We start from the raw sequence: 17,205 nt of genomic DNA on the forward strand, positions 1-17,205 counted from the left end.
ACTGGAGGTTAGGCCGACATAATATCGATAATAGATTTGTCAGTATACGGCATACCGAAACGAACCATTGAGCCAACATTTCTTATCGTTTGCTCAACTTCTTCGCCTACTATACCTTGATTCTTAACACTGTGGTTACCCATCGCCATCAAATATGAGCGCACCGCCGTTGTCGATGAAGTACACACTTTCATCGCACAAGAGGACTTCGCACCATCGCACACCATACCTGAACTGTCGCTGATGACGTTTTGAATGGCGTAGCATGATTGCTCGAATGTACCACCAGCTAAATACACCAGCGCCATAGATGCCGCCGCACTGGTAACAGTGTTGCCACAAAATGCGGATAACGGTGGGTAATAAGATTTGATGTAAATAGCCCCTAAATGACTCATGATCAACGCGCGAGCCAGCTGTTCTTCGTCGTTTTGAAATGCTTCTGCGGCAACTACAACTGGCATTGTGGCAGCGATACCTTGGTTACCACTGCCGAAATTGCTCATGGCTGGCAACGTCGCCCCTCCCATGCGAGCATCAGACGCCGCGGATGTCATCATCTGTATGCGACTCATTAAGTCATTGCCCAATAAGCCTTGCTCGATGTTGCCTTTTAGCGTGCGTCCAATTTCTAGGCCGTAACCTCGGTCGATACCCTCTTGAGCCAACAAGGTATTAAGCTCTGCAGCTTGGAGAATGAACTTGATCTCTTCAAAAGGCGCTTGAGTGGCAAACTCATAGATTTGTTTGATCGAAATATCCACACCTTCACAAACGGAAGCGGTCGCAACGCGTTGCTGTGATGGGGCATCAAAAATCACGTCGCCATTACGCATGATCTGAAGAATGTTGGTGTGACCGCCACTGATCGTGACCGAAACAACATCGTCACCAGAGGTGAGCGTTACGTTGCAATAAATGAATTCTTGCGTATCCATACGCGCTATGGTTACTCGCTCTTCATCTATCAATTGTTGCGCAGCAGCGACATCCTGCTCATTAATCCGAGCCAACACTTCCAGTTCTGCTGTTGGGTCACCGGCTAATGCACCAACTGAGGCGGCAATTTTGAGGCCTATCTTGCCCGTTCCGGGTACGAAAACACCCATCGAGTTTTTAAATAGGTTGTCTGAAACACGCACCTCTATCGCATCAATATCGGATGCGCCCAACTCTTTTCTAGCAACTGCTGCCGCGTACGCAGCAGCAATGGGTTCTGTACATCCTAATGCAGGTTTCACGACTTGCTTAATGATTTGGATATATTGTGTCCATTGCTGGTTCATGCTCTGTTCTCCGTATTACTTTTTATGAGCAATCGCTTCGACTTCAATTAACACGCCAAGAGGTAAATCTTTCACTGCGAAGCAACTGCGTGCCGGACAATCTTGTTGGAAAAACTCTGCGTAGACCTTGTTAAACTCGGCAAAGTCATTAATATTCGATAGGTAACACGTTGTTTTTAAAACAGTATCGATACTGCCACCACCAGCCTCTAAAACGTGCTTCAAGTTAGTAAGAGATTGATGACTTTGTGCACTGATGCCGCCTTCAACGACTTTTCCTGTTGCCTTATCAACGGGTAATTGGCCAGAAGTAAAAATCAAATCGCCATAGCTAGTGCCATGTGAATAAGGTCCGATAGCAGCAGGCGCGTGTTCAGATGAAATCAATTTTTTCATTTTTAAATCCTCACATAAATTTTATTTTTTATTAAGAAGTTTCTAATTTAACTTCCGTATTAGCGTTATTTTTTCAATTAAATATGAATCAAACAACTAGATCAGATCACAAAATTCGTTAAAAACTCCAATTTATTTGAACTTCCTCGCCAAGATCTCAAATTTATCTGAATTTTCCACAAAAGAATTGGTGATATACATTTTCTCAATTAAATTTGAGAAAAATTCATACTAACAAGAGAAACAATAAAATGAGCGTGACAGCACCTACACAAACCTTACCCATCGGTAAAGAGCCACCGCACGTAAAAGCAGGCATGGCCCTAGACGAGTGGAAAGCCGCGATCAAGTTTGATAGCACAGACTGGGGATGGGTGATCATGAGTATCGGCATGGCAATCGGTGCCGGTATTGTCTTTTTACCAGTAAAAGTAGGCGTACTGGGCCTTTGGGTATTCTTGGCCTCTGCCGTGATCGGCTACCCAGCGATGTACTTGTTCCAACGCCTTTTCATCAACACTCTCTCAAGTTCACCAAAGTGCCAAGATTACGCTGGCGTCATTTCCGGTTACCTTGGTAACAAATGGGGGGCGTTATTAGGTGTGCTCTACTTCATCATGTTGGTGATTTGGGTCTTTGTTTACTCAACAGCTATCAACAATGACTCGGCATCTTTCCTACATAGTTTTGGCATCACGGAAGGTTTATTGTCTGAAAACCCGCTATATGGTCTGGCTTTAGTGTGCGCGCTGGTCGCTATTGCATCTCGTGGTGAAAAGATTTTGTTTAAGGTCAGTACTGGTCTTGTACTGATTAAACTTTGTACCGTTGCATTACTTGGCGTCATGATGATCGAAAAATGGGATGTAGCGAATGTCGGTGCAATTCCAGAAACAGGCGCTGGTTTGAAAGATGCAATTGAACTACTGCCGTTTACTCTGACGTCTATTCTCTTCATTCAAAGCTTGAGCCCAATGGTGATCTCATACCGATCAAAAGAAAAATCGATTGAGGTTGCTCGCTTTAAAGCCATGCGCGCAATGAAAACTGCTTTCGGTATCTTGTTTGTGACGGTCTTCTTCTACGCGATTTCCTTTACGCTTGCGATGTCACATGAACAAGCGGTTAAAGCAGCAGAAGAGAACATCTCTGCTCTTGCGATGGTTGCGCAAGGCATGGACGGCACGACGCTAAAACTAATGAGTTTGATGCTGAATATTTTCTCAGTAATGACTGCGTTTTTTGGCGTGTACTTAGGTTTCCGCGATTCTTGCCAAGGTCTAGCGATGCTGGCTCTAAAAAAGGTCATGCCTGAAGATAAGATCAATAAAGACTTAGTCACCAAGGGAATCATTCTCTTTGCGATTCTCATGGCGTGGGGTGCAATTGTATTGAATCTACCAGTTCTGAGCTTCACATCAGTATGTAGCCCTATCTTTGGTTTGATTGGCTGTTTGATTCCAGCTTACCTTGTCTACCAAGTGCCTTCTTTACACAAATACAAAGGCGCGTCGCTTTACTTGATTATTGCGACTGGTATTTTGTTGTGCGTATCACCTTTCGTCGCATTTAGCTAAAACCTACTTTGCCTTGGCTGTTACTCAGGTAGTGATGACCAAGGCAACCTTAAGATTCAACCTCTCCTCTCCCTGCTTTTCTCTCATCCTTGAGAACTCTTGCCACATACCGTCCTATTTGCAGTCTTTACGCGATCTCCCTCACACTTAATTGACAATTCTCGACTATGTTCAGCGGGTCATTTAAGTAGAAATTAGGAAATAACATGAACAAGTATTTGGCAGAGGCTTTTGGTACGTTCTGGCTAGTATTGGGCGGCTGCGGTAGCGCAGTGTTGGCTGCAGGTTTCCCAGACGTGGGTATTGGTCTGCTGGGTGTCGCTCTGGCCTTTGGTTTAACCGTTTTAACCATGGCATTTGCAATCGGTCATATTTCAGGTTGCCATTTGAACCCTGCTGTGACGGTTGGCCTTTGGGCTGGCGGTCGTTTTGATACAAAAGACGTTGCGCCTTACATCATCGCACAAGTGATCGGCGGGCTGATCGCTGGTGGCATTCTTTATGTCATCGCGACAGGACAAGCTGGATTTGATGTTGTGGGTTCTGGCTTTGCCGCCAACGGTTATGGTGAACACTCGCCGGGTCAGTACTCCATGCTTGCTGCGCTAGTTTCTGAAGTCGTGATGACGATGATGTTCCTTATCGTGATCATGGGGGCGACAGACAAACGTGCACCTCAAGGTTTTGCACCTATTGCGATTGGTTTGTGTCTGACTCTTATTCACCTGATCAGCATTCCTGTGACAAACACCTCAGTAAACCCGGCTCGTAGTACAGCAGTCGCAATGTATGTGGGTGACTGGGCAGTTTCTCAATTATGGCTGTTCTGGGTTGCGCCTATTTTGGGTGGCGTACTTGGTGCAGTTATCTACAAAAACCTTCTTAGTAAAGAATCGAACGATTAATCGTTCCCAACTCACAAGATCAAAAAAGCCGCTGAATTCAGCGGCTTTTTATTAAATTCTGTGTCGACCTAACAGCGAGTGTGACAACGTCGTGCCATCAACAAGCTCAAGTTCTCCACCGACAGGCACACCATGCGCGATGCGGCTGGCATCAACTTGGTGTTCTTTACATAGCTCTGCGATGTAATGTGCAGTGGCTTCGCCTTCAACCGTCGGGTTTGTTGCCAAAATCACTTCGGCTATATCACCGCGACGTAAGCGGTAATCAAGCACATCCAGTCCAATATCACTTGGACCAATACCGTCTAGTGGTGACAAATGTCCCATAAGAACAAAGTATCGACCAGAATACTGGCCCGTTGCTTCGACTGCAGCAATGTCTGCCGGGCTTTCTACCACACAAATTTGACCATTTTCTTGGCGTTTTGGGTTAGTACAAATATGACAGACTTCTTCTTCGGTGAAGGTTCGACACTCAGTACAATGACCGATTTCTGTCATTGCCTGGCTAAGCGCATCTGCAAGTTGCAAACCGCCTTTTCTATCGCGCTGTAACAAATGAAAGGCCATACGCTGCGCCGACTTGGGGCCAACCCCAGGTAGACAACGTAAGGCCTCCATCAATTGCTCCAGCATATGACTGGTACGCATTAAAAGTCCGCTTAATTAAATATCAGCAGATTAGAATGGCATTTTCATACCTGGTGGTAGTTGCATACCGCCAGTTACAGAAGCCATTTTCTCTTTTTGAGTTTCTTCAACACGACGGGCCGCATCGTTGAACGCCGCAGCGATCAAATCTTCAAGCATTTCTTTGTCGTCTTCCATCAAACTTTCATCGATGTCAACACGACGTACGCTGTGACTACCAGTGATAGTAACTTTAACTAGGCCAGCACCAGACTCGCCAGTTACTTCCATATTCGCGATTTCTTCTTGAAGCTTTTGCATGCGATCTTGCATTTGCTGGGCTTGCTTCATTAGGTTGCCCATACCGCCTTTACCAAACATGTTTATCTCTCTGGTTTAATGAGGTGTTGCATCAATTAATGGGGTTATACCTTTGGGTTTTCAACCCCATTCCATTCGATTATTAGATAGGGCGCACACTATCTTTATCAAGCTCTGCAGCAAAACGACATTCAATAAATTGAACATTTGGATCGTTTTCTAAACTATTCAGAGCTTGCTGTAATTTCTCTTGATAGAGCCTATCTCTAAGTTCAAGTGGTGTTTCTCCACTCTCCCCTATTTCGATGCTCATGTGGCACTCTTCACCTAACACGGTATTAAGTGCTTTAAGCAATTCGGCTTGAGCTCTATCAGTATTCAAATGAGCTTGGCTGCTTCTCAATAGTAACGAAACGGTTGTTCCTTCCTTACTATAATGAGAGTTTAGCGCAAGTTGCTCTACCAGCTTAGGGATCTCCATTAAGCTGATTAGCTTCGCCCATTCATTATGTTCTAACGATTCATCGATGAGCTTTTGTGCCATTTCAGGCGTTTTCTCATGCTCAAGTGCCTGCTTGAGCTGCGTAGGTGTCAGTTTTGTATTCACTTTTGTCTCAACAGGCTTGCTTGGACGCCAGCGATACGCTTCCTCAACTTGTGGCTCCGTCGACTTCGGAGCTGAGTTTGGCGACACCTGCGCGGAATTGCCATGCAATTGCGCTACTCGGTCGATAACCGATTCTGGTTGTGCAGATGCCGCTTTAGGCTTTTTTGAGCCACCATTTTGAGGAGTGTTCTGTTGTAGGCCTTGACGCTGAGAGCGTAATTGGTGACGTAAACCGCTTAGACCACCGCGCGCCGGTGTTGAAACGCTCTCTTGCACTTGTTGAGGTGGCGTTTCATGCTGCGGTGCAGGGTTTTCGCTCATCGGCGGCGCCATATCATACTGTGGCGGAACCGTCTCATATCCACTCGCGTGATATTCAGGTTGTGAATTGGATGAAGGTTGAGGCGCAACTTGTGGTGAGCTTTGTGCTGGACTCGGCTGCTGAGCTCGAGGAGCAGCTACTGTCTGAGCTGGTGCAGTCTTTGGTTGACTGGCACTTTGAACTGGGGCTGAAGCTGGTTCGCAGTTACTAGAAACAACATTTGCCCCACTGTTATTTGATGGGCGGAACGCCATCATACGCAGCACAATCATTTCCAGACCGACTCGCCCATTTGGCGAGAGAGTCAAATCTTCACGACCTTTCAATGCAATTTGGTAGTAAAGCTGAACGTCTTGCGGACTTAGTGCTTTACTCAACAACTCGATTTTTTCTGCATCTGGCTGCGCTCGGTCTAGCGACGCTGGCAGCGCTTGATACATCGCAATTCGATGAAGCTGTGTTGCGACTTGCTGCAACAAACCATCCCACTCAACACCATTTGCTGCTAATTGCTGGATTTTATCCATGGCTTGTTGAGGTTGCTTGCTGCTGATTGACTCCAGTAAGTGAATCGCTTGGTCGGTATCAATCGTCCCCAACATGTGGCTGACAATATCAGTTTGCACCGCACCGTTACCTAAAGCAATTGCTTGATCGGTCAAGCTGAGAGCATCACGCATACTGCCATCTGCAGCATGTGAAATCATACCCAGTGCTTTTGGTTCTGCCGATACTTGCTCTTGACCCAAAATGTAGTCAAGTTGCTGATGAATATCATCAACGCTGATCGGTTTGAGATGGAACTGTAGACAACGCGACAATATAGTAACAGGCAGCTTTTGTGGATCGGTTGTCGCGAGTAAGAACTTCACATACTCTGGCGGCTCTTCCAGGGTTTTCAACAACGCATTGAAAGAGTGACGCGATAGCATGTGTACCTCATCGATGAGGTACACTTTAAAACGTCCACGAGCAGGTTTGTATTGAACGTTGTCTAACAGTTCGCGAGTGTCTTCAACTTTAGTACGTGATGCCGCATCGATTTCAAGAAGATCGACAAAGCGACCTTCATCAATTTCACGACAAGTATCGCACTTACCACAAGGTGTCGCGGTAATACCGGTTTCGCAGTTCAAGCCTTTGGCAAACAACCTACCGATACTCGTTTTACCCACACCACGAGTCCCGCTGAACAGATAAGCATGGTGTAAACGGTTTTGCGCCAGTGCATTTTCCAACGCCGTCAGGACATGTTTTTGTCCGACAACTTGGTCAAACTGATTAGGACGCCATTTTCGCGCTAAAGCTAAATAACTCATTGAATGTATTAATGTCCTTCAAAATCGCAAATGCTGTACACGTTTAGACCTAGTGCTTCTAAACGTTTATCGCCACCGATTTCTGGTAGGTTGATAACGAACGCAGCGTGCTCAACTTCACCACCCAGTTGGCGAATCAGCTTAGTCGTCGCTTCAATAGTACCGCCCGTTGCCAATAAATCGTCGACAACCAGTACTTTGTCGCCTTCAACGATGGCATCTGTATGGATTTCTAGTGTATCAACGCCGTATTCAAGCTCATAAGATTGAGCAACAGTAGGACGTGGTAGCTTGCCTGGTTTACGCACTGGTACAAAACCAACACCTAGCTCAAGCGCTAAAGGCGCACCAAATAAAAAGCCACGAGCTTCCGTACCCACAACCTTGGTAAAGCCCATATCTTTGTAACGTTCAACAAGAATGTTGATCGTCGCTTGGTATGCTTTTGCGTCTTCAAGAAGGCTCGTCACATCACGAAATAGAATGCCTGGCTTTGGGTAGTCTTGGATGCTTTTGATGCTAGATTTGATCAGTGAAATTGTTTCTGTAGTCATAATACCGATTTACTTAGATTGGCTCATCGCCCTCTCTAATCGCAGTATCACGAGGGCAACGAACAATAGGTTTTCACCACTATGTGCTTATTTTCGTAACAGTCACAGGCGCTGAAAATACAAACGCCCACTCGAAGAGCGGGCACACTATTCTCTACAATCTTAGTGATTTTCTTCTCTGTCAGCAACCAACTCAATCACAGGCAGACGCATAAACCAGCCCAGTAAAACGATTAGCATCACTAAAAGACCAATTTTCACCCAAACAAGGGGAACAACAACGATTGAAACCATGAAACTAAGTGCAATAAAAATGGCGCCACGCTGTTTTACTTTTGAAGTAACAGCCCGGTGCTTATGCCAATTATCGAGAATCGGTCCAAACGTTTTGTGGTTATGTAGCCAATGATGAAATGCGGGGCTACCACGCATAAAACATGCACTAGCAAGTAGAATGAAAGGAGTGGTGGGTAAAAGCGGAAGGGCTATGCCGGCAATGCCGAGCACAATACAGAGTCCACCAACGGTATTGAAAAAGTAACGCTTAATACGAATGGTGAACTCCGGTACAAAATAGCTAGATTAAAAGCCTGCGTAACCATTCATTACACGAAGCCAGGTTAGCGTTGCAGGTAGTGTTGGAATTAAAAGTACTGCAATGAAACCTAAAAAGTAAAAAATATTATAAGGCTCTTTAAAATCTTTGTCTGCCATGATGTATCTTCTCACTAGTTGACTTTGCTTCTCCCAAGGCACAGCGTTAAATTATCGTTGCACAAATGGGTCATTATTGTTTTAGGCGTTGACTATACCTTAAACAGCCAAATCTAAACACCAGCAAAAAGTAAGGTTATTGTTCGAGCATTTGTTGTTTTTTGTGGTTCTAAAAAGACAATAAGCAGCGCCAAGACGCTGCTTATTGTGTTATGAAGTCAGAATTATACCAGTCGTGATTTCCGGGCAATATTTAAGCTAAAACTTGAAGAACCTAAACAACCAATGGATAACTGACCAGCAACAACTAGCGGTAAATCTCGGGTTATGAAGTTTTTCATACTTCCTGCCCCTAAACAGTTACCTGCCGCGATATGTTGATTAGTATTTCCGTCAGACCAATGACTATCTAAACCCGCAGGCAGGATAGAAACGGAGGACGAAGCCAGATCGGCGACACCAAATACAGCATTAACCGCACCAGCGCACTCTGAACACTCGATTCCTTTTTCAATGATCCCTACCATATCCTTCAGATCAGCACTGAAACTCTTCAAATTACGCAGGTAATCGTCAAACAAAGCCCTAACAAGCAATGTCGTCGCGACACCATCATTACTCTGGGAAGCAGAGTCAACGAGATAGAACGCAAATTGCCCGTTCATTAACCAACGATAATCAAACACCAGTGGCATAACGTCCGTCGATTGCAATAAACGGTATGAGCAGCGCCAATCACCTTGAGAAGCATCTTTCTCTGGCAATAGAGCATGCAGTAAATCTCTTGCAGCACTCGGGTTCTGCTGCAAATACTCTAGATGCCAGTGAAGCTCTTGCTCATCTGGGATTTCGCCACCGTCATCGACTCGGAACCACTGACTTGAAAAGTCTCGCTGTTCTGAGAAATGGCTATCGGTATCTTCGAGCGTATTGTCTATCGCCTGAGATAGGTGCTCATAATTACCTATCGGTTTAGGAAGAAAATCTTTAATACCAAATCGCAACGCTTTCGCGACATCGGACATTTCATCCGTGCCGGATACCACGATAAGCGGCAAGTATGGATATTCAAGACTGACTTCTTCGACGAATTCAATGCCATCTAATACCGGCATCGATAAATCACACAAGATAAGATCGGGTTGGCATTCCCTGAGTTGTTGAAGCGCCTCTAGGCCGTTTTCAGCTTCTACTACTTTAAAACCCTGACTTTCTAAATAAGCATTGGTTACTTTACGAAATATTGGATCATCATCTACCAACATAATTAGTTTTTGATTAACCACTTCCTGTGCCGAGACCATTGCCGTTTGACTGTGAGTCTTAAACATACCTTTACACCTCACAAAGCTAAGTCAAAAAACAGATTTATTATTAAGTCATTATTTTTGTTGTGTTTACATCCGGCGAAACGTTGCGCAGCAAGACTTGAGGCCGTTCCGCCTTGTTATAAAACGTAGCTTGAAAACGGCGTTTATACAAATATTACGGGGTATAACAGTATTTACTCAAACAGGGTTGCTGTGTTCAAATGATGCAACATGTTGACTTAAAGCAAGCTTTGATCACAAAGTTAATTATAAATTAGCCGTAATCGGTAATTTAATGTGTCTGGAAATATGAAATTAGATGACTTAAACCTGTTTCGACTGGTTGTCGAAAATGGGAGCTACACCGCAACTTCGCGAAAAACCATGATCCCGGTTGCGACCATCACCCGACGCATTCAAGCGCTAGAAGACTCTGTCAATCTTCGACTATTGAACCGTCACGCTCGCAAACTCTCGCTTACAGAAGCCGGGGAACGTTTTTACCATGAGTGCTCCCCTTTGCTACAAAGGCTAACCACGGCAGCAGAGGAAATCACTGACGACTGCCGAGGAGCATCAGGCAAGATTAAGATATCGGCGCCTTATAACTTAACTAAGCGCATGATGATGCCGATGTTCAACAGCTTTATGAAGCAGTATCCGGACATCAATATCGAACTAACGACAGAAAATAATGCAGACAAGCTTGACCCTACTGAATGGGATGTCATTTTTCGAGTGGGGCCCCAACGTGATTCTAGCCTGATCGCACGCAAGATTGGCGAAGTGAAGGATATTCTTGTCGCAAGTCCTGACTACCTTGCCTCGAATCCGGCACCAAACCACGCAGAAGAGCTCTCTAACCATTCATTGCTAAAAGGCTACCCTCTTATCAAATGGACCTTAATTAATAGCAAAGGCGAGTCTGTAGTAAACGTTGATCGTGGTCGCTTTCAGGCGAATGCACTAAATGTAGTACGCAGTGCTTGTTCCGAAGGTTTAGGCATCACGCTAATGCCAGATGTCATGATCAAAGAATACATCGAAAGCGGCGATTTGGTACGCATACTGCCAGATTGGAGTGCAAACCCGCGCGACATTTATATGCTTTACAACCACAAAGATCACCTGCCAGAGAAAGTTCGTCTCTTTATCGACTTTGTGATCGCTTACAACATTCACTAATTCGATAGCGAATACAAAAAACCAGAGCCGGAGCTCTGGTTTTTTTACGCCTCAAGGAAACGCCTATTATGCGCCTTCGTTATGCAGCTCTAGGTTTGCTAAATCCTGTTGGATTTCAAGTTGTGTTTTCGCATCATCGTTACGAAGACCATCTAAGAAGTCTAGGTATTGTTGGTCAATATCACCCGTTACGTATTCGCCGTTAAACACGGATGTATCGAACTGAGTAATATCTTGGTTTCCAAGACCGACTGCCTCAACCAAGTCTTCTAGACGTTGATAAATCAATGCATCAGCACCAATCTGCTTACAAATTGTATCGTTGTCACGGCCATGAGCAATAAGCTCGGTAGCACTTGGCATATCAATGCCGTACACGTTCGGGAATCGAACTTCTGGTGCTGCTGATACCATGTACACTTTCTTCGCACCAGAATCACGTGCCATTTCGATGATTTGTTCTGACGTAGTACCACGAACGATAGAGTCATCCACCAGCAACACATTCTTATCTTTGAACTCCGAACGAATTGCATTCAACTTGCGACGTACAGATTTCTTACGTTGTTGCTGACCAGGCATGATAAACGTACGCCCCACGTAACGGTTTTTCACGAAGCCTTGGCGGTAAGGGATATCGATCGCTTGAGCGATTTGAAGTGCGATGTCGCACGATGTTTCAGGGATAGGAATAACGACATCAATATCAAGATTTGCGTAGTCTTCACGAATACGTTCGCCTAGCTTTTTACCCATTTCAACGCGAGCACTGTATACCGAAATTTTATCGATGAACGAGTCTGGACGAGCAAAGTACACGAACTCGAAAATACAAGGGTTCAGCTTAGGATTATCTGCACACTGCTTCGTGTACAGTTCACCATCAAACGTTGCGTAGATTGCCTCACCAGGTGCAACATCACGGACAAAATCAAAACCGACGGCATCCAATGCTACCGATTCAGACGCAACCATGTACTCCGCTCTGCCATTAACTTCACGCTTACCTAAACACAGCGGGCGAATACCGTGTGGGTCACGAAACGCAATCATACCATGACCAATGATCATGGCAGTCACAGCGTAAGCACCACGAATTGTGCGATGCACATTGGTGACTGCGCGGAATACGTCTTCTGTCGTGACATTTCCTTTTACTGAGTCAATTTCGTGTGCCAGTACATTTAGTAATACTTCGGAGTCTGAAGTGGTATTGATATGACGGCGATCTTTTTCAAACAGCTTTTGACGAACTTCGTTAGCGTTGGTCAAGTTGCCATTGTGGGCAAGTGTAATACCGAAAGGAGAGTTTACGTAGAAAGGTTGAGCTTCTGAAGCGCTTGAACTGCCTGCTGTTGGGTAACGAACATGACCAATTCCGACCTCGCCTTGCAGGCGCTGCATATGTCTTGCTTCAAATACATCCTTGACTAAACCGTTCGCCTTGCGCAGACGAAAACGATTGCTTTCTATGGTACAAATACCAGCGGCATCTTGGCCACGATGCTGTAACACCGTTAACGCGTCATAAATAGACTGGTTTACAGGCGTTGTGCCCACGATTCCAACAATACCACACATGTCCTAATCCTCGATTTGCGACAGTAGCTGGCACTACTAGATAGTGCCAGACAGAAAACTTGATGTTGCTTGTAAATGCTCGAAGAATGGGGCGATGATACGGCTGAACTCAGGGATCAACTGTGAATCTTTCCACCAATCCGAGCTTGGGAATGCAGTAAACGCATCCATAAAAAACAGCACCGCAGAAACAATTAAGACTCCGCGTAGACCACCAAATACAATCCCAAGAATTCGGTCCGTACCTGATAGCCCTGTTTTTTGTACCAGTTGACCAATGACGTAATTCACCACTGCACCAACTACCAAGGTCGCGACAAATAAAGCCGCAATCGCCGCTCCGTTACGAAACATGTCATCTTCGATGTTGGTGAAGTACACCGCCAATTTGGCGTAGTAGTTGCTGGAGATAAAAAACGCTCCAAACCAAATCACCAAAGACAAAGCTTCTTTAGCAAAACCGCGAACTAAACTGATCAGAGCTGAAAATCCGATCACACCTAAAATGATAAAATCTATCCAATTCATGTTTTCTTCATCTTAAGTTGGCGCGCATTTTAACAGAAAAAATGCTGACGCAAACGTTTTCTTATGGATTTAATGGCTTAAATTTAAGCAATTGACCTTTTGAGCCTGTAATTTTTTGTAATTCCTTGACTTGTCGTTCAAGTTTACTTTTTGACACATCAGGGCCAACAATCACTCTCGTAAACTCGTTTTCTTTCTTTGTATGAGCTTGATAGCCACGCTTTTGCAAATCAGCGACAAGCGCGACCGCATTTTCGTGATTCTTAAGCGCCATCAACTGAATGATCCAAGCAGAATCTTCATATTGGTTTTTTTCTTGCACAGGACGAGTGGCCACCTCAACTTGCTCTGGCTGTTTGATGACCTCTGGTTTAGGCGTCGGCGTTGGGTCAGGCTCAGAAGCAGCCACTTGGGCGCCCTCTTGCTCCTGCACCACCGCTTCAACTGGAGAGTCCGGTAACGCTATGTCGTCTTCCACTGGCTCTAATATTTCGAAGTTTTCCACATCACTATCAAGTTCAGGTTTGATAGGAATACTGGCAAATTCTTCTTTGTAGTGCAGTTTCTTACCATCTAGCACATCGGGAAGAACAATCACTCCGACTGCGACTAGAATGATGGTGCCGACTAAACGACTTTGGAATTTACTTGCCATCAAAATACCTTTGCTTATTTATTCTTTGATTGCCAATGTTCCAATACCTCTCCGACAGTATGGAATGAACCAACCACCAGAATGACGTCTTCTTGCTTTGCGTGGCTTCTTGCATTCTCAAAGGCGTCAACAGGGTTTTCAAAATGAACTTGCCCATCGGGTAAGTATTGGCACAACTCTCCAGCAGTCGCCGCTCTCGGTCCGGTTAGCGACGCTGGATACCATTGTGTTGCAATTGGAGTTAGCGCTTCAATGGTTGCTTTAATGTCTTTGTCATGCAGCATCGCGACTACAATATGGATATTCTTACCCAAATATTGGTGCTTCACTTTCTCTACCAAATACTCAGCAGAGTGCGGGTTGTGCGCGACATCAAGGATTATCTCCGGCTCATGATGCAATATCTGCATACGCCCTGCCAGGCGAGCATTATTCAAGCCATTGACAATGTTTATGTCAGTGATTTGCAATTCCGATGCTCCCAACGCCATCAATGCTGTTGTCGCGTTTTGTAGCGGTAACGATGGGACAGGTAAATCCTCTAACGCAAATGCGCCACTGCTCCACTTCCAACCATTATTAGTTAGTTGGTAATCATACTGAATACCAACTTGGAAGAACTCAGAGCCAATATCGTCAGCATGAGCTGCCACGGTCGCCGGTGGCGTTGGTTGACCACAAATTGCTGGCTTCCCTGGACGGTAAATGCCTGCCTTTTCAAAACCAATGACATTGATGTCATCACCAAGCCAATCCACATGATCGATCGCTAAGCTCGTAATAACAGAAACATCATGGTCAACAACGTTGGTGGCGTCTAGACGGCCGCCAAGTCCTACTTCAAGCAACACAACGTCGACTTTCTCTGCTTGGAAAATACGTAGCGCAGCAAGCGTACCGAATTCAAAGAGGCTAAGGCTGATATCACCACGCTGCTTTTCTACATAGTCGAATGCTTCACAGTGCTTTGCATCTACAACGTCGACGCCATTAATGCGTACACGCTCGTTGTAACGAATCAGGTGCGGAGAGCTGTAAACACCGACTGAATAGCCAGCATCGAGTAAAATAGCTTCCATTAACGCACACGTTGAACCTTTGCCATTGGTTCCGGCAACGGTGATTACGGTTGGAGCTGGTTTGGTAAGATTAGCTTTGTTTGCTACCGCTTGGACACGGTCTAAGCCTAGATCAATTGCTGAGGAATGAATATTTGCTAAATAATCAAGCCACATCTCTAATGAAGATGTGGCTTGAGGAATTGGGTTTTGGGTCATCTAACTTTAACCATTAAATTCTTTGGTTTTTATGTTAGTTGATACTTTACCCTTTTTCGTCCGCTTCTGGTACAGAATATGGCTCTTCATTTGGAGATTCGTTAACCGAAACCACCAAAGGAGACTTGTGGTTAGTCATCTTAGCGACTAGACCACCCACACGCTGACGCATTTCACGACGGTCAACGATCATATCAATCGCACCGTGATCAAGCAGGAACTCACTACGCTGGAAACCTTCAGGAAGATCTTCACGTACTGTTTGCTCGATAACACGACGACCAGCAAAGCCAATCAGCGCCTTAGGTTCACCGATGTTGATATCACCCAACATAGCCAAACTTGCTGATACACCACCCATTGTAGGGTCAGTTAGAACCGAAATAAACGGCAGACCTTTTTCTGATAGACGCTCAAGCGCAGCACTGGTTTTTGCCATTTGCATAAGAGACATCAATGCCTCTTGCATACGAGCGCCACCACTTGCTGAGAAACAAACAAGTGCACAATTGTTTTCAATTGCTGCATCCACCGCTTTAACGAAGCGAGCACCAACAACTGAACCCATTGAACCGCCCATAAAGGAGAATTCAAACGCACACGCCACAAGGGGTAGACCAAGCAGTTCACCTTGCATCACAACTAGCGCATCTTTCTCTCCGCTGTTTTTTTGTGCTGCAGAGATACGCTCTTTGTATCGCTTAGAATCTTTAAATTTCAGTTTATCCTGTGGCTCAAGTTCGGTACCTAATTCAACTCGATTGCCTTCATCTAAAAACGTTTCCAAACGACGACGCGCTTTCATGCGCATGTGATGGTTACACTTTGGACAAACTTCTAGGTTACGCTCTAGTTCAGCATGGTATAAAACCTGTTCACAAGAGGTACATTTAGTCCACACACCTTCTGGGATAGAAGCTTTGCGTGAACTTACTAGGTTGCTTTTCTCTAAAATCTTTTCAAGCCAACTCATGGAAGACCTTTTCTCTCAACTCTTCCGCTTCATTGCGAAAGATATAAATTCGACATAATACCGACGGATTAAACCATATCTTGCAGCTACTGTAGATAAAAAACTGGTTGTACCTATTTTTGATATCATAAATAGCGTATGTTTTCCGCTCACGTTCAATGTAAACACTACCGATATTTTGAAATAAGTTTGTAAAATTAGTTCAAATTATCTGGCAAAAACAGTGGACCGATCGGCACTTCAGGTAACCCAAATTCTTCTGGATAGTCTACATCTACCAGGTACAGACCTTCCGCTTTCGCTGTCGCACCCGCTAGTTTGCGATCTTTAGCCTCTAGCAACCATTTGATCCATTCAGGGCTCTCTTCACCACGTCCAACCTTTATCAAGCTACCCGTGATGTTACGAACCATATGATGCACGAACGCATTAGCTTTAATATCAATAACCACATAGTTCCCATGGCGCGTAACGTTCAGATGCATCAAGTTTCGAAATGGGCTACGAGACTGACAATGCGCCGCACGAAACGACGTAAAATCATTTTCACCAAGCAGATACTGCCCTGCCTCATGCATTTTTTTCTCGTCGAGCTCACCATGATAGTGGCTCACACCAGAGTTTAAGATACCAGGTCGTAAAGCATGATTGAAAATAATGTAGCGATAACGGCGCGCTGTCGCTGAGAATCGTGCATGGAAATCATCTGGGACTTCCTTAGCCCAACGAACCGCTATATCACTCGGCATGTTCGCGTTTGCGCCCATAGTCCAAGCTACCATTTTTCGAGTAACGTTGGTATCAAAGTGCACAACTTGTCCTGTGCCATGCACGCCAGCGTCTGTCCGACCAGCACACTGCACTTCAACTGGGTGATTAGCAACAACGGACAATGCTTTCTCTAGCTCTTCTTGGACACTTTTCACTTCTCTTTGGCGCTGCCAACCAAAGTAGTTTGTACCGTTGTACTCGATACCTAATGCGATTCTCATCTTAACCTTCGAACTCTAAAATGGGGCGGGAAGTATATACTCAAGTCACCTCAAGTTGCCAGTTTCAACAAGG

The 17,205-nt window shown here is 45.0% G+C and carries 18 protein-coding genes; 3 read left to right on the forward strand and 15 right to left on the reverse strand.

What is annotated here, in order from left to right; all coding sequences use genetic code 11:
* Positions 1 to 8 precede the first annotated feature (8 nt).
* On the reverse strand, positions 9 to 1,286 hold the full coding sequence (locus R2S67_RS09025) for a serine dehydratase subunit alpha family protein (protein WP_256935650.1): 1,278 nt from the start codon (positions 1,284 to 1,286) through the stop codon (positions 9 to 11).
* Between the two features lie 15 nt (positions 1,287 to 1,301).
* Positions 1,302 to 1,682: a RidA family protein gene (locus R2S67_RS09030; protein ID WP_005397224.1), complete on the reverse strand. Its 381-nt coding sequence runs from the start codon at positions 1,680 to 1,682 to the stop codon at positions 1,302 to 1,304.
* 317 nt (positions 1,683 to 1,999) lie between these two features.
* Between R2S67_RS09030 and R2S67_RS09035 the strand changes: the two genes are divergently transcribed.
* Positions 2,000 to 3,259: an aromatic amino acid transport family protein gene (locus R2S67_RS09035; protein ID WP_317343442.1), complete on the forward strand. Its 1,260-nt coding sequence runs from the start codon at positions 2,000 to 2,002 to the stop codon at positions 3,257 to 3,259.
* Between the two features lie 206 nt (positions 3,260 to 3,465).
* A complete protein-coding gene (gene aqpZ / locus R2S67_RS09040) occupies positions 3,466 to 4,164 on the forward strand; it encodes an aquaporin Z (RefSeq protein ID WP_317343391.1) in 699 nt (232 codons plus the stop codon).
* A 51-nt stretch (positions 4,165 to 4,215) separates the two neighbouring features.
* Here aqpZ and recR read toward each other — a convergent pair whose 3' ends face one another.
* From recR to R2S67_RS09075, 7 genes are all read right to left on the reverse strand, one after another.
* A complete protein-coding gene (gene recR / locus R2S67_RS09045; protein WP_031780610.1) occupies positions 4,216 to 4,815 on the reverse strand; it encodes a recombination mediator RecR in 600 nt (199 codons plus the stop codon).
* Between the two features lie 30 nt (positions 4,816 to 4,845).
* Positions 4,846 to 5,175 carry a YbaB/EbfC family nucleoid-associated protein gene (locus R2S67_RS09050; RefSeq protein ID WP_005380618.1) on the reverse strand — a complete coding sequence of 110 codons (330 nt, stop codon included), beginning with the start codon at positions 5,173 to 5,175 and terminating at the stop codon, positions 4,846 to 4,848.
* Positions 5,176 to 5,257: 82 nt separating this feature from the next.
* The gene (gene dnaX, locus R2S67_RS09055; protein WP_317343395.1) at positions 5,258 to 7,363 is read right to left on the reverse strand and encodes a DNA polymerase III subunit gamma/tau; all 2,106 of its coding nucleotides are present in this window, start codon (positions 7,361 to 7,363) and stop codon (positions 5,258 to 5,260) included.
* Between the two features lie 8 nt (positions 7,364 to 7,371).
* Positions 7,372 to 7,917, reverse strand: a complete 546-nt coding sequence (gene apt, locus R2S67_RS09060) for an adenine phosphoribosyltransferase (protein ID WP_317343396.1) — start codon at positions 7,915 to 7,917, stop codon at positions 7,372 to 7,374.
* Between the two features lie 162 nt (positions 7,918 to 8,079).
* Positions 8,080 to 8,466, reverse strand: a complete 387-nt coding sequence (locus tag R2S67_RS09065; protein WP_371131105.1) for a YbaN family protein — start codon at positions 8,464 to 8,466, stop codon at positions 8,080 to 8,082.
* Positions 8,467 to 8,499: 33 nt separating this feature from the next.
* Positions 8,500 to 8,631, reverse strand: a complete 132-nt coding sequence (locus tag R2S67_RS09070) for a hypothetical protein (protein WP_005380608.1) — start codon at positions 8,629 to 8,631, stop codon at positions 8,500 to 8,502.
* A gap of 224 nt (positions 8,632 to 8,855) precedes the next feature.
* Positions 8,856 to 9,962, reverse strand: a complete 1,107-nt coding sequence (locus R2S67_RS09075) for a response regulator (RefSeq protein WP_317343404.1) — start codon at positions 9,960 to 9,962, stop codon at positions 8,856 to 8,858.
* Positions 9,963 to 10,250: 288 nt separating this feature from the next.
* Between R2S67_RS09075 and R2S67_RS09080 the strand changes: the two genes are divergently transcribed.
* Entirely contained in the window at positions 10,251 to 11,126 is an 876-nt protein-coding gene (locus tag R2S67_RS09080; RefSeq protein ID WP_005397211.1) for a LysR family transcriptional regulator, read from the forward strand.
* Positions 11,127 to 11,192: 66 nt separating this feature from the next.
* On the opposite strand, the gene purF is transcribed toward R2S67_RS09080, so the two are convergent.
* The 6 genes from purF to truA form a co-directional block, all read right to left on the reverse strand.
* Positions 11,193 to 12,707 carry an amidophosphoribosyltransferase gene (purF, locus tag R2S67_RS09085; protein WP_005397209.1) on the reverse strand — a complete coding sequence of 505 codons (1,515 nt, stop codon included), beginning with the start codon at positions 12,705 to 12,707 and terminating at the stop codon, positions 11,193 to 11,195.
* A 36-nt stretch (positions 12,708 to 12,743) separates the two neighbouring features.
* Complete coding sequence (locus tag R2S67_RS09090) at positions 12,744 to 13,235, reverse strand: CvpA family protein (RefSeq protein WP_005380590.1); 492 nt, start codon at positions 13,233 to 13,235, stop codon at positions 12,744 to 12,746.
* 61 nt (positions 13,236 to 13,296) lie between these two features.
* Entirely contained in the window at positions 13,297 to 13,890 is a 594-nt protein-coding gene (locus R2S67_RS09095) for an SPOR domain-containing protein (protein WP_005397207.1), read from the reverse strand.
* A gap of 14 nt (positions 13,891 to 13,904) precedes the next feature.
* A complete protein-coding gene (gene folC, locus R2S67_RS09100; RefSeq protein ID WP_317343406.1) occupies positions 13,905 to 15,167 on the reverse strand; it encodes a bifunctional tetrahydrofolate synthase/dihydrofolate synthase in 1,263 nt (420 codons plus the stop codon).
* 46 nt (positions 15,168 to 15,213) lie between these two features.
* The gene (gene accD / locus R2S67_RS09105) at positions 15,214 to 16,140 is read right to left on the reverse strand and encodes an acetyl-CoA carboxylase, carboxyltransferase subunit beta (RefSeq protein ID WP_317343407.1); all 927 of its coding nucleotides are present in this window, start codon (positions 16,138 to 16,140) and stop codon (positions 15,214 to 15,216) included.
* Between the two features lie 197 nt (positions 16,141 to 16,337).
* Positions 16,338 to 17,132 (reverse strand): tRNA pseudouridine(38-40) synthase TruA, encoded by a 795-nt coding sequence (gene truA, locus R2S67_RS09110; RefSeq protein WP_047010110.1) that lies wholly within the window; start codon positions 17,130 to 17,132, stop codon positions 16,338 to 16,340.
* Between the last annotated feature and the right edge of the window lie 73 nt (positions 17,133 to 17,205).

The organism is Vibrio sp. T13N (assembly GCF_032970445.1).
GTDB lineage: Bacteria > Pseudomonadota > Gammaproteobacteria > Enterobacterales > Vibrionaceae > Vibrio > Vibrio diabolicus.